This is a genomic window from Massilia sp. NBRC 108631 (genome assembly GCF_059704565.1).
The window spans coordinates 15454-27376 of sequence record NZ_BAAKJE010000143.1; the positions used below are offsets into that span (position 1 = coordinate 15454).

Sequence of the window (11923 nt, forward strand, 5' to 3'; positions counted from 1 at the left end):
CATGAAGAAACTGATACTGGCCGTGGCCATCTCCACGTTGTGCGCCCCCATGCTGCACGCCCAGACTGCCGCCGCCACCGCAGCGGCGCCCGCTGCATCCCCGGTGCCGCCGTACGGCGCCGACAAGCCGCTGCCGGTGCCCAAGATCGGCAGGAAGACCCTGGCCAACGGCCTGGAAGTGTGGGTGGTGCCGCGCGCCGGCCTGCCGCGGGTGGACTTCGTGCTGGCCGTGCGCGGCGCCGGCTACGCCGCCGACGACGCCCGGCACCCGGCCATGGCCAGCCTGCTGGCCAACCTGCTCAACGAAGGCACCGCCAGGCGCGACTCGCGCGCCATTGCCGAAGCGGCGCAGGGCATGGGCGGCAGCGTGGCCGCCTCCACCTCCAACGACGGCATCACCGTCTACGGCAACGCGCTGGCCTCCAGTGCCGCTCCGATGGCGGCCCTGCTGGCCGAAGTGGCGCGCGAACCGGCCTTCCCGGACGAGGAAGTCAAGCTGGCCAAGACCAACGCCCTGCAGGCGCTGAAGGCGGCCGAGGCGCGTCCCGGCTTCCGCGCCGACCGCGCCATCTCGCGCGCCGTGTACGGCGACCATCCGTACAGCCGCACCACCGCCACCGCCGAATCGATCAACAGCACCGACGCGGCGCTGCTGCGCGCCGAACACGCCAAGCGCTTCCGCCCCGAGCGCAGCCTGCTGGTGATCACCGGCCGCATCAAGGAAGCCGAGGCCATGAAGCTGGCCGCAGCGGCCTTCGGCAGCTGGAAGGCCAGCGGCCCGGCGCTGCCGGAAACGCCGGCGGCGCCGGCCGCCGCGCCGCCGCAGCGCCTGCTGCTCGAGCGCGCCGGCAGCGTGCAGTCGACCCTGCGCCTGGGCCGTCCCGGCGCCGCCGCCAGCGTCGAGGATCATGTGCCGCTGCGCCTGGCCAGCACCATCCTGGGTGGCGGCTTCAGCAGCCGCGTCAACCTCAACCTGCGCGAAGAGAAGGGCTACACCTACGGCGCCTCGGCCGGGGCGCGCATGAGCCGCAACGGCGGCGCCATCATCGGCGGCGCGGACGTGCGCAACGAAGTGACCGGCGCCGCGCTGGGCGAGTACTTCAAGGAGTACCGCAAGCTGGGCACGGAGCTGGTGGGGGACGAGGAGATGAGCATGAACAAGCGCTACGTGGCTGGCTCCTACCTGATCACCAACCAGCTGCAGGGCTCGGTGGCCGCCACCCTGGCCGGCAACTGGCTGGTGGGCCTGCCGCCCGAATTCCTCGGCAGCTTCGTGCCGAAGATTCAGAAAGTGAGCGCTGCGCAGGTGCGCGAGATGGGCCGGAAGTATTTCGCGCCGGAGAGCCAGTCCATCGTGGTGGTGGGCGACAAGGCCGCCGTCGCCGAACAGCTCAAGGAGTTCGGCGAATTCACCGTCACCGACAAGTAGGCCTCACGCCAGCCTCACGCGATGGTGCGGCGGAAGTCCAGGTAATCCTGCGCGGTGCGCCTGGGCGCTTCCAGCATCGGCAGGTGGCCCACGCCCGGCATCATCACGGTGCGGCTGCGCGGGAACAGCTGGGCGAAGGCGGCCGCGCCGGACGGGTGCAGTATCCGGTCCTGCTCGCCCCACACCACCAGCGCCGGGATGGCGGCGTAGTGCGGCTGCGGCTGCAGCACCGGCGAGGCCGACACCTGGCGCAGGATGGCCGTGTGCAGCGCGAAGTCGGCCGCCGCGCGCCGGCCCAGCGCGGTGAGCACCGAGTGCGGCACGAAAGGGCGCTCGGCGGTGCAGGCGTCGACCAGGTTGGCGTAATCCTGCTCCTCGCGCACCAGCAGCGGCATGTCGCCGCTGGCCTCGTAGTGCTGCAGCACGGCCGAGCTGTGCGAGGCGTCCGTGCCGGCCGCGTCCAGCAGCCACAGGCTGGCCACGCGCTCCGGGTGGGCGGCGGCAAATTGCGCGGCGATGAAGCCGCCCATGGAGTTGCCGCCCAGGTGCACCTTGCCCGGGGCGAGCTGGTCGAGCAGCGCGCGCAGGCGTTCGGCCTGTTCGGCGATGCCGTAGCCGGCCTGCGGGTCGCGCCCGGCGTCGCCGAAGCCGGGCAGGTCGGGACAGATCACGCGGTAGTGCGGCGTGAGAAAGCGCGCCATGCGGGTGAAGTTGTCCTTGTCGCCGGCGAAGCCGTGCACCAGCACCAGGGTGTCGCCGCGGCCGCCTTCCAGGTAGGGCATGCCGAAGCCGGGCACGCTGGCCTGGCGCAGGCGCAGGCCGGAGCGCAGCCGCTCCAGCCCGATGCCGGCGCGGGCGGCGGCGGCAGGCGCCAGGCGGTCGAACAGGACCAGCGCCATCAGCAGCGCCGCGCCCAGCGAGAGCAGGGCGCTGATGAAGTAGACCAGTTGTTGTGCGTCCATTGCAGATTTCCTTTTGTTTTAACTTTGTAACTTTAACCCACACCCACCAGGAGAGCATCACCGTGAACACTTCCAATCCCTACTCGGCGCCCGGCGCCGTCTTGTCCGGCATGGATGCCGGCAAGGACAGCTACGAGCCGAAACTGTGGGCCTGGCGCGGCCGCATCGGCCGCCTGCGCTACATGGCTTACCTGTTCCTGGTCTCCATCCTGAACATGCTGCCGGTGACCATCGTCATGGGCGTGCTGGGCGCGGCCGGCATCCTGTCGGACAACCCGGACGCCATCGTGGCCATCAGCACCCTGATGTATTTGCCGCTGCTGGTGTTCAGCTTCGTGCTGGCCAAGCGCCGCTTCAACGACGTCAACCGCTCCGGCTGGTTCTCGCTGCTGCTGTGGGTGCCGCTGGTAAACATCATCGTTTCGCTGTACCTGCTGTTCGCGCGCGGCGACGAGGGCGGCAACGATTTCGGCGCCGCGCCCTCGGCCAACACGCTGATGGTCAAGATCTTCGGCCTGGTGGTACCCCTGCTGTGCATCGTGACCATGATCGGCATCATGGCCGCCTTCGGCGTGCCGGCCTACCAGCAGTACAAGGAGCGCGCGCAGGCCGCGCAGGGCAGCCAGGGCCTGTAAGCCGGCCTACAGCTGCCCGCTTTCCTTGATGTCCAGGTAGCGCCCGATCAGTGAAGCACCCAGCTGGCCGGGCGCCACGTCCACCAGCGCGTTGGCGCGCAGGCCCAGGCGCCGTATCGCTTCGCGCCGCTGCTGCAGGTACAGCATGGCGGCCGGCTGGCGCAGCGCGTCCTGGAAGCCGGTCACCGGCGCGGCGGCGGCGCGGTCCAGCGCCTGTTCGCGCAGGCTGGCGCACAGCACCATGTGGCGCGTGCCGAGCAGTTCGCAGGCGCTGCGCATGGCCTGGTCGTCCTCGTCGCGCAGGTTGGTGATCAGGACCACGAAGGCGCGCTTGGACAGTTTCTTCATCAGCGCGCCGGCCGCCTGCGTGTAGTCGGGCGCGGTTTCATCCGGCTGCACGTCGTACACCCCTGCCAGCAGGCGGTCGAAGCCGGCCCGGCCCTTGGCCGGCGCCAGCCAGCGCCCCTCGGCTGCGGCCCCGCCGAAGCACATCAAACCCACCGAATCGCCCTGTTTCTGCGCCACGAAGCCCAAGGTCAGCACCGCTTGCAGCGCGTGGTCGAAATGGCTGCCAGGCTCGCTGCCGCCAGGTCCGCCGCCGCCTTGCTCGCGGGCCAGCATGCGCCGGCCGCAGTCGAGCAGGAACACCACCTGCTGGTCGCGCTCCTCCTGGTACTCGCGGGCGATGGGCTTGCGCTGTCGCGCCGTGGCCTTCCAGTCGATCGAGCGCAGGCTGTCGCCCTGGCGGTATTCGCGCAGCTGGCGGAAGTCGGTGCCCTCGCCGCGCCGCCGCTTGCGGATGGCGCCGGCCGCCGGCGCGCGGCGGTCGGTCGCCTGCAGGGTCTGGCCCAGCAGGCGCGAATAGTCGGGAAACACCTTCACCTCCTGCTGCGGCCCGATGCGCCGGGTGCGCTGCCACAGGCCCCACGGCGTGGCGATGCGCACGTGCGGCTGGCCGAAGCGCGCGTTGCCGCGCCGGTCGGGCTTGACGCGGTAGGCCACCGACACGAAGGCGCCGCCGTCCACGGTGCAGGCGTGCGGCATGCCCTCCATGGCCCACGCGGCCGGGTAGTCGTCGAACAGGTCCAGGCGCAGCGCGCGCGCGCCGCCGTTATGCACCGTCAGCGTCACGCCGTGCCACAGCTCCACCGGCAGCACGCCGGGCAGCTGGCGTTCCAGGCGCAGCGGCGGCGCGCGCAGCGACTGCCAGGCGTCGGCCAGCGCGGCGGCCAGCAGCGCGGCGCCGGCCAGCCACCAGGCGCCGGCCAAGGCCGTGGCGAGTCCCGCCGCGGGCGCCGCGGCGAACACCAGCGCCGCGCTGGCGGCGGCGCCGAAGCCGGCCCAGGCCAGCACCAGCAGCAGCAGGCGGCGCGAAGGCGTCATGCGCGCGGCGCGGCGATCTGCTGCACCAGCGCCGCCAGCAGCTGGTCGCTGTTCAGGCCATCGAGCTCGCTTTCCGGCGAGATGGCGATGCGGTGCCGCAGCACCGGCAGGCTGGCCTGCTTGATGTCGTCCGGCGTCACGTAGTCGCGCCCGCCCAGCAGCGCCATGGCGCGCGCCATGCGCACCAGCGCGATGCTGCCGCGCGGGCCGGCGCCGATGGCGATGCCGGGCCAGTCGCGCGTGGCGCGCACCAGGCGCACCGCGTAGTTGGCCACGCTGTCGTCGACCCGGATGCGGGCCACCAGCTGCTGCAGCGCCAGCACGGTTTCCGGCTTGACCAGCGTGGCCACGGCGGCCACGTCCAGGCCGTCGCCCACGCGGTTGCGGGTCACCGTTTGCAGCATGGCCTGCTCCTCGCTTTCGCTCGGGTAGGCGATGCGCACCTTGATCAGGAAGCGGTCCAGCTGCGCCTCGGGCAGCGGGTAGGTGCCCTCGTTCTCCAGCGGATTCTGGGTGGCCAGCACCATGAACGGCGGCGCCAGCGCGTGCGCCTCGCCTTCGATGGTGACCTGGCTTTCCTGCATCGCCTCGAGCAGCGCGGACTGGGTTTTGGCCGGCGCGCGGTTGATCTCGTCGGCCAGCAACAGGTTGGCGAACACCGGACCCTTGCGCACGCTGAAGGTCTGGTTCTTCAGGTCGAACACGGCGTGCCCCATCACGTCGGCCGGCATCAGGTCGGGCGTGAACTGGATGCGCGAGAATTCGCCGGCGAAGGTCTTGGCCAGCGCCCGCACCAGCAGCGTCTTGCCCAGCCCCGGCACGCCTTCCACCAGCACGTGGCCGCCGGCCAGCATGCAGGCCAGCACCTGGTCGATCACCTCCTGCTGGCCGACCACGGCGCGGCGGATTTCCTCGGCCATGCGGCGCGCGATGTCGAGCGCCTGCTGCAGGCGCTCCGGGCTGATGTCGCTGCCGCCGGCTGCGCCGGCTACCGTGCTGTCGGCTGCGCGGTCGTCGTTGGAGACCGCCTGGTTACTGTCGCTCATAATGGATTCTCACTTGTTGGAGTAGCTGGATCTGGCGCGTGAACGCGGCCGGATGGGACGCGGCCGGGCCGTACAGGGCGCCGCGCATGTCGATCTGCTGGGTATTGCACAGGCGCGCCAGGCGCGCCGCTTTCTCGTCGTCGCCAAGCTGCAGCAGCTCCGGCGCGCGGCGCCGCAGCAGCGCCTCGGTTTCCTGGCGGGCGGCGGCCAGCAGCACCCCGCGGCCGCCTTTGGCGCGCCATAGCCAGTTGCCGCTCGCTTCGATGTGCTCGAGCAGCGAGCGGCGCTCGCCGGAAGGCTGCGGCAGCAGCGGGCCGAAGCGGCGCCCGGCGCGCCACAGCAGCAGCGCCAGCAGCACCGCCAGCGCGGTCAGCGGCATCCACGCGGCGCGCCACAGCATGGCGTACCACGGCGCCGCGTCGGCGTGCAGCACCAGCATCACGTTGCGGCCTTGCTGGTTCAGGCCGGCCACGCCCAGCAGCAGCTCGGCGTGGTCCAGGCGCGGCAGGCGCTGGTTGTTGAAATAATTGTCCGATACCATGACGACGTGGCCCCGGCCTTCGCGGTAGGCGCGCACCGACATGCCGTCGAAATCGCTCCACAGCGGCTGGTGGACCTCGCGCAGGGTATGCAGCACCTCGGTGCCGGTGTCCAGCGCGAGCGGATACTGGCCGCCGGGCAGGGTCACGCAGGTCAGCTGGCGCAGGTCCTTCGGCTTGTCCGTGGCGGTGTTTTCGTCGTCGCCGGCATGGGCGCCGTCCGCGCCGCTTGCCTGGTCGCCGGCTTCCTCGCCGGCCTGCTCGTCCTCGTCCGGCACGTCCTCGCCGTCTTCCGGCGGCAGGGCCTCGGCGGCGCCATTGACCGTGTCGCAGTTGGCGCGCAGCTTGTTGCGGTAGCTCAGGCCAACGCCGAAACGCGCGCCCAGCGGGTCCGGCTCGGTCAGCGGCGACAAGCGTTTGCCGCTGTCGGGGCGGCGCGCGTTGTCTTCCGCGCGGTACTGCACCGGCACCCACTTGGGCTGCAGCACCACGGTGTTGCCGCGCCGGGCCCAGTCCATCAGCTGCGCGGCCTGCACCGGATCGACCTGGCCGCCGTTGTCGGCCAGGATCAGCGTGCCGGCCGGCAGCCGGGACAGGCTCACGCCGCTCAGCCGCTGCTCGACCTCGACGCTGTAGCCGTGCTGCGTGAGCAGGGTGCCGGCGGCCAGCATGGGGTTGTTGATGGCCAGCGGGGACACATAGGGCACCGCAGTCGGCGAATGTTCCATGACGGCGTACCACAGCCACACGCTGCCGGCCAGCGCGCCCACGCAAGCCAGGGCGAGCAGCGTGCGCGCGCCTCGGCCCGGACGGCGCGGGACTGCTGTCTTGGCGGTGCTCATGGGCGCTCCAGGTGCGCGGCGGACGGTCCGCCAGGCAGCCCGCCGGCCTGCGCGCCGGGCTGTGCTTCAAACTGCGCCCGCCACGCGCCGCAGGCGGCGTACAGCGCGGCGCTATCGGGCCAGCGCGCACCGTAGGCGCCGTTCAGCCACAGCGTGGTGGCGGTGGCGGCGACCTGGTAGCGCGCGGCAGGCAGGGCGGCCTGCTGCGCCAGGCGCAGGCAGTCGCCCTCGGTGGCGCCCTGCGCCAGCAGCAAGCCATCCTGCTGCACCAGGCGCGACAAGGTGGCGCGGTACAGCAAGGCCAGCGCGCCGCGCCGGTCGCCCTGGTCCCACAGGCGGCGCACCGCTCCCGCCACGTCGCCGGGCAGGCTTTCGGCGCGGATGTCCAATCCCGCGATCTCGGTGGCGGCATGCATAGCCGGGGCCGGCAGCAGCCACGCGAATTTGCCGCGATAGCGGTACAGCAGCCATGCCACCAGGGCCACGCCGCCGGCGATCAGCAGTACTTTGATGACCAGGGCCAGCACGCTCAGGTCCGGCAGCTTGGGCGGGCGCTCCGGTTTCTGCTCCGCTTCGTCGAAATCCTTGAAGTGCCAGCTGTCCTCGCACTTGTAGCCGCGCAGGTCGTCGCTGTTGTACAGCCGCCGCAGTTCCGCGCGCAGCGCAGCCTGTTCGGCGCTGCGCACCGGCGCATGCTTGCCGATCTGCTCCTCCAGGTGCCGTGGCCGCTCGCACTGCAGGTCGCCCGGCGCTGCGGCGGGCGGCGGCGCGGCCGCTTGCAGCGGTTCGGCGCCGGCCGGCGCGCACAGCAGCGCAGCTGCCAGCAGCACGCTGGCCAGCGCCGCCAGCAGGGCCAGCAGCTGCGGACTGGCGCGGCCGGCCTGGGCCGATACCGGCGTTGCCGCCGGCGCAGGCGCGGCCTGCTGCGGCTGGTGGCGCGCCGCCGGCGCCTGGATCTGGCGCAGCGTGATCTCGATATCCCATGCTTCCAGCGTGGCGCGCCGGTTCAGGTACAGGGTGAAGCAGCAGGCGGTGTAGACCGGCCCCACGATGCCGCCCGAGACGGTATAGGCGGCCATCACCACCAGGTCGAGCCAGGTGCCGTTGCCGCCCGAGACGAAGACGGCCAGCGGATTGATGGCAGGGCCTTCGCTGAAGAACAGCCCGACCAGGGCCACCAGGCCGAAATTCAGCACCGCGTCGAAGTGGGCGCAGGCCAGGCCGAAGCGGTAGGCGGCGGCGCCGGTGCCGTTGCGGCCGATGACGTTGCGGCGCTCGCTGGCAGTGGCGCCGCGCGCCTGCTCGAGCTGCCAGACCGGCTGGTACAGGCCGCGTCCCGGCATGAAAAAACGCCACCAGGTCAGCAGCCGGAACCAGCCGCCGCCCAGCTGGCGCGGCCAGGCACGCAGCGCCTGGCGCCACGTCACGTCCTCGCCGAACACCTGGCGCGACAGCACGTACAGCGGGCCGCGTTCGAGCAGCGGCCGCAGCCACCAGGGCAGGAACATCCACAAGGCCGCGTAGCCGGGCGCGGCCCAGATCAGCAGCTGCGACAGGGCGCACAGGGGCAGCCACAGCGCCAGCCAGGTCTTGTACACCGGCCCGGCGTGCGCGCGCAGCAGCGCGAAGCCCAGGTCCAGCGCCTGCGGCGCGGGGCGCGGCCGCAGCGCGATCTGCAGCTTGTCAATCCGCATGCGGTGCTCCCCGGCCATGCGCGCCGCTGCGGCGGCCGGCCAGCAGGAAGAAGGCGATCACCGCCGTCCAGCACACGCCGCCCACCGCGTACTTCACTTGCGGCGGCACGGCCGCGCTGGCGGACCAGAACGCTTCCACGAAGGCGGCCAGCAGGGTCAGCATCGCCGCCCCCACGATGACCGGGAACATGGCGCGGCTGCTGGCGTACAGCGCGTGGCGCCGGCTCAGGCGCCCGGGGGCGATCAGCGCCAGCCCGAGGCGCATGCCGGACAGGCCAGCCAGCACCAGGCCGGTGATCTCGAAGCTGGAGTGGGTCACCACGAAGGACCAGAAATTGGTGCGCGTCAGCGGGTCCATGCTCAGCCAGCTGGCGATCACGCCCATGTGCATGCCGTTGAAGGCCAGGCTGAGCAGCGACGGCAGGCCGCCGAAGATGCCGCCGGCGAACGTGCGGAAGCAGATCGACACGTTGTTCCAGATGTAGTGGCCGAACATTTGCAGGTCGCCTTCCTGCCCGCGCCCGATGTCGATGCGGCCGGGCTTGTACATCTGGCGGTATTTTTCCAGCTGCGCCGGATCGATGAAACTGTGCGCCCAGTACGGCTGCTGCCACACCAGCAGGCCCAGGGCCAGCGCCACGCCGAACACCGCCAGCGCCGCCAGCAGCAGCAAGCGCCATTCGGCGCGCACCCGGCACGGGAAATCGACCAGCATCCATTGCAGCAGGGCGCGCGGGCGCTCGGCCACGCTGCCGTACAGGCGCAAGTGGCAGGCTGCCGCCTGCGCGTGCAGATAGTCGGTCAGGGCCGGGGAATAGCCGCGCTGGCCGGCCAGCGCCAGGCACTGGCACAGGCGGCGGTACAGCGACGGCAGGGCGGCGGCGTCGTCCGAGCGGTACTGCAGGATGGCGTCGACCGCTTCCCACAGCGGCGCGTGCTGCTGTTCAAACTGGGTTTGCTTCATGCAGCCGGCCTCATTGCTTCAGTCCCGCTGCGTAGGAACGCAGGCGGTCCAGCGAGGCCGCGCCGGTGAGGCCGGTGAGCGGCTCGGCGATGCTGCCCAGTTCTTCCAGCCGCGCCGGCGGCAGGCCCTGTTCGCGGTCGAACAGGTCGGCCAGCGCGCGCTGCTGCGCGGACGTGAGCGGGAAGGGCAGCGGCAGCGGCGCCGCCTCGCGCACCGCGGGACGCGGCGGCGGCCGGTCGCGGTACACCACCAGCGTGCCGGCCACGATGTCGCCCAGGCGACGGAACTGGCGGTCATACAGCATGCAGGCCAGGCCGGTGGCGTAGGCCAGCGGCAGGAAGTCGGCCACCAGCAGCAGGTTGCGCAGCGCCGATTCGCGCCAGCCCACCGGCAGCCCGTTGTCGCGCCGGACCTGCAGGCCGAGCGCGCGCTTGCCCACCGTCTGGCCCTGGAAATGGACTTCGCAAATGACGGGATAGCCCCAGTAGCTGACGAAGGCCAGCACCGCCAGCACCCCCTGCGCCATGCGCGGTCCGCTCAGCAGCCAGCTGGCCAGGCCCATGAAAGTCAGCCACAGCGCCACGTCCAGCGCCCAGGCCCAGGCACGCGGAGCCGGTCCGGCCGGGGTCAGCAGCAGGCGCGTGCCTTCCGGCGTGGTCAGCGAGAGGCGGCCGTCGATCAAGGCCGTGCGGGTGGGGTGTTCATGGGATGGTATTGTATCCAAGAACGGCTGCGGAGTTGCAAAAAAAGAAAACAGGGCAGCTTGCCAAGCTTCCCATGGCTTGTCCGGCTACGGTTCCTGCACTCCCGCTTCGCCGGCCAGCCGGCGATATTCGGCCGAGCCGCGCACCGCCGCGATGGCGTGCCAGATGGCGTCCGCGCGCTGCGCGTTGCGGCGGTAGGTGGCGCGGTTGAAGACCAGGTGCAGGTCCAGCACCCGGTAGGGCTGCGCGGCCTGCGTGATATGGCCCTGGAAGCGCGGGTCGTTGCGCACCAGCTTGCTCGCTTCGATGCCCTGCAGGATGGCGACGTCGAACATGCCGGTCAGCAGCAGGCGCAGCGCGTCGTCGGCCGACTTCACCAGTTCGCGCGGGCGGTAGCCGCGCTCGCGCAGCACGGTGCCGATCAGGTAGCCCGACTGTACCGCCACTTCCCGGTTGGGCGCCTGCAGCGTGTGCCCGTCCCAGCTGCCGCGCCCGCCCGTGCGCAGGAACACGTGGTGGCTGTCCGAATACAGCGCGCGCGCCGGATCGGCGCTGCCGTCGGCCAGCAGCGGATAGGCGCCGAAGCTGCGCCTGGCCTGGTCATCGGCGGCGGCGATCACCGCGTCCACCGTGCCCAGGCGCAGTTCCTCGATACAGCGCCGCCACGGCTTGGCGGCGTACACGAAGCGCTCGCCCAGCTGCTTTTCCACGCGCCGCAGCAACTCGAAATTCAAGCCTGTGCCGTCGGGCGAACTCCACGGGCGCTGCTCCACATCTTCGTAGCACATGACCAGCGGCGCCGCCTGGCGTGCGCCGGCGGCGTGCGCCGCCACGGACGGCAGCGCTGCTGAGAGCCAGGCCAGGGGCAGGCACACGGACAGGAACAGGCGGGGGCGCAGGTGCGGCATGGCTCAGCGGTCCTTGTAGCTGGCGTGGATTTTCTGCAGCTCGCCGCGCTGGGCCAGCGTTTGCAGCGCCTGCCGCAGCTGTTCGGCGGCGGCCGGCGCCAGCTTGCGCGAGACCACGAAGTACAGCGCCTCCTCGCGGAACACGGTGGGCAGCAGCCGTATCATGCCGGTCAGGTGCTCGTCCGCGATGGTGCGCTGCAGCGAGCTTTCGCTGTGGTAAAAAAAGCGCCCGCGCTTGTTCAGCAGTTTGCGCAAGTTCACCTCGGTGTCGCGGCTGCTGGCGTCGAGCTCCAGCCCGGTCTCGCCTTGCAGCAGGCTTTCGTGCGCCGTGCCCCGGGAGACGATGATCACATTGCCCGGGCCCAGCTTGCGGATTTCGTCCAGTGTCTGGATCGCCACCTGGTCGTCGGCGCGCACCGCGATCCTGTGGCGCACCGTGTAGACCGGGATATCGATGTAGGTGAACCTGGCCGCGCGCGCCTTGGTGCGGATCAGCGCGCAGAACACGTCGAGCTGGCCCTCCATCAGCGCCGACTCGATGCGCGGCAGCGACATGGGCTGGGTCCAGCCGGTCAGGTGCAGCCCCGGCGACACCTGCTCGACGGCCTTGATGACGTCCACGCAGATGCCTTTGCGCTTGGCGTTCAGCTCGTACTTCAGGGGATTGTTGTCCTGCGCCGCCGTGCGCAGCACCAGCGGGGCCGCCGCCGCCGTGGACAGCAGGCCGCAGGCCAGCGTGGCGGCCAGCGCGGCCCGCGCCCGCAGAGGCAATTGCGCCGGCGGCACGGCAGGAGGCGCGGTTGGTGGCATCGCGGCG

General features: G+C 71.4%; 11 protein-coding genes. 2 read left to right on the forward strand and 9 right to left on the reverse strand.

The genetic code is table 11. The features are described from left to right. Position 1 precedes the first annotated feature (1 nt). Positions 2-1429 (forward strand): M16 family metallopeptidase, encoded by a 1428-nt coding sequence (locus AC6H42_RS16190; protein WP_057158174.1) that lies wholly within the window; start codon positions 2-4, stop codon positions 1427-1429. Between the two features lie 14 nt (positions 1430-1443). Here the strand turns inward: AC6H42_RS16190 and AC6H42_RS16195 are convergent, their stop codons facing one another. Next, entirely contained in the window at positions 1444-2391 is a 948-nt protein-coding gene (locus AC6H42_RS16195; RefSeq protein WP_057158173.1) for an alpha/beta fold hydrolase, read from the reverse strand. Between the two features lie 62 nt (positions 2392-2453). Between AC6H42_RS16195 and AC6H42_RS16200 the strand changes: the two genes are divergently transcribed. Next, positions 2454-3026 carry a DUF805 domain-containing protein gene (locus tag AC6H42_RS16200; RefSeq protein WP_057158172.1) on the forward strand — a complete coding sequence of 191 codons (573 nt, stop codon included), beginning with the start codon at positions 2454-2456 and terminating at the stop codon, positions 3024-3026. A 6-nt stretch (positions 3027-3032) separates the two neighbouring features. Here the strand turns inward: AC6H42_RS16200 and AC6H42_RS16205 are convergent, their stop codons facing one another. From AC6H42_RS16205 to AC6H42_RS16240, 8 genes are all read right to left on the reverse strand, one after another. After that, positions 3033-4409 carry a DUF58 domain-containing protein gene (locus tag AC6H42_RS16205; protein WP_057158171.1) on the reverse strand — a complete coding sequence of 459 codons (1377 nt, stop codon included), beginning with the start codon at positions 4407-4409 and terminating at the stop codon, positions 3033-3035. Further along, positions 4406-5455, reverse strand: a complete 1050-nt coding sequence (locus tag AC6H42_RS16210; protein WP_057158170.1) for an AAA family ATPase — start codon at positions 5453-5455, stop codon at positions 4406-4408. The genes AC6H42_RS16205 and AC6H42_RS16210 overlap by 4 nt, the downstream gene beginning before the upstream one ends. Next, positions 5442-6836 (reverse strand): DUF4350 domain-containing protein, encoded by a 1395-nt coding sequence (locus tag AC6H42_RS16215; protein WP_057158169.1) that lies wholly within the window; start codon positions 6834-6836, stop codon positions 5442-5444. Before AC6H42_RS16215 ends, AC6H42_RS16210 begins: the two co-directional genes overlap by 14 nt. Further along, the gene (locus tag AC6H42_RS16220) at positions 6833-8530 is read right to left on the reverse strand and encodes a hypothetical protein (RefSeq protein WP_497548479.1); all 1698 of its coding nucleotides are present in this window, start codon (positions 8528-8530) and stop codon (positions 6833-6835) included. The genes AC6H42_RS16215 and AC6H42_RS16220 overlap by 4 nt, the downstream gene beginning before the upstream one ends. After that, a complete protein-coding gene (locus AC6H42_RS16225) occupies positions 8520-9494 on the reverse strand; it encodes a stage II sporulation protein M (protein ID WP_497548480.1) in 975 nt (324 codons plus the stop codon). The genes AC6H42_RS16220 and AC6H42_RS16225 overlap by 11 nt, the downstream gene beginning before the upstream one ends. 10 nt (positions 9495-9504) lie before the next feature. Next, a complete protein-coding gene (locus tag AC6H42_RS16230; RefSeq protein ID WP_157201167.1) occupies positions 9505-10218 on the reverse strand; it encodes an RDD family protein in 714 nt (237 codons plus the stop codon). Between the two features lie 66 nt (positions 10219-10284). Then, entirely contained in the window at positions 10285-11106 is an 822-nt protein-coding gene (locus AC6H42_RS16235) for a substrate-binding periplasmic protein (protein ID WP_497548481.1), read from the reverse strand. Positions 11107-11109: 3 nt separating this feature from the next. Then, a complete protein-coding gene (locus tag AC6H42_RS16240) occupies positions 11110-11916 on the reverse strand; it encodes a substrate-binding periplasmic protein (RefSeq protein WP_157201166.1) in 807 nt (268 codons plus the stop codon). Positions 11917-11923: the final 7 nt, after the last annotated feature.

Bases quoted from the DNA above. Each gene is read 5' to 3' on its own strand.
- AC6H42_RS16190 (WP_057158174.1), top strand. From the start codon at position 2: ATGAAGAAACTGATACTGGCCGTGGCCATCTCCACGTTGTGCGCCCCC.
- AC6H42_RS16195 (WP_057158173.1), bottom strand. From the start codon at position 2,391: ATGGACGCACAACAACTGGTCTACTTCATCAGCGCCCTGCTCTCGCTG.
- AC6H42_RS16205 (WP_057158171.1), bottom strand. From the start codon at position 4,409: ATGACGCCTTCGCGCCGCCTGCTGCTGCTGGTGCTGGCCTGGGCCGGC.
- AC6H42_RS16210 (WP_057158170.1), bottom strand. From the start codon at position 5,455: ATGAGCGACAGTAACCAGGCGGTCTCCAACGACGACCGCGCAGCCGAC.
- AC6H42_RS16215 (WP_057158169.1), bottom strand. From the start codon at position 6,836: ATGAGCACCGCCAAGACAGCAGTCCCGCGCCGTCCGGGCCGAGGCGCG.
- AC6H42_RS16220 (WP_497548479.1), bottom strand. From the start codon at position 8,530: ATGCGGATTGACAAGCTGCAGATCGCGCTGCGGCCGCGCCCCGCGCCG.
- AC6H42_RS16225 (WP_497548480.1), bottom strand. From the start codon at position 9,494: ATGAAGCAAACCCAGTTTGAACAGCAGCACGCGCCGCTGTGGGAAGCG.
- AC6H42_RS16235 (WP_497548481.1), bottom strand. From the start codon at position 11,106: ATGCCGCACCTGCGCCCCCGCCTGTTCCTGTCCGTGTGCCTGCCCCTG.
- AC6H42_RS16240 (WP_157201166.1), bottom strand. From the start codon at position 11,916: ATGCCACCAACCGCGCCTCCTGCCGTGCCGCCGGCGCAATTGCCTCTG.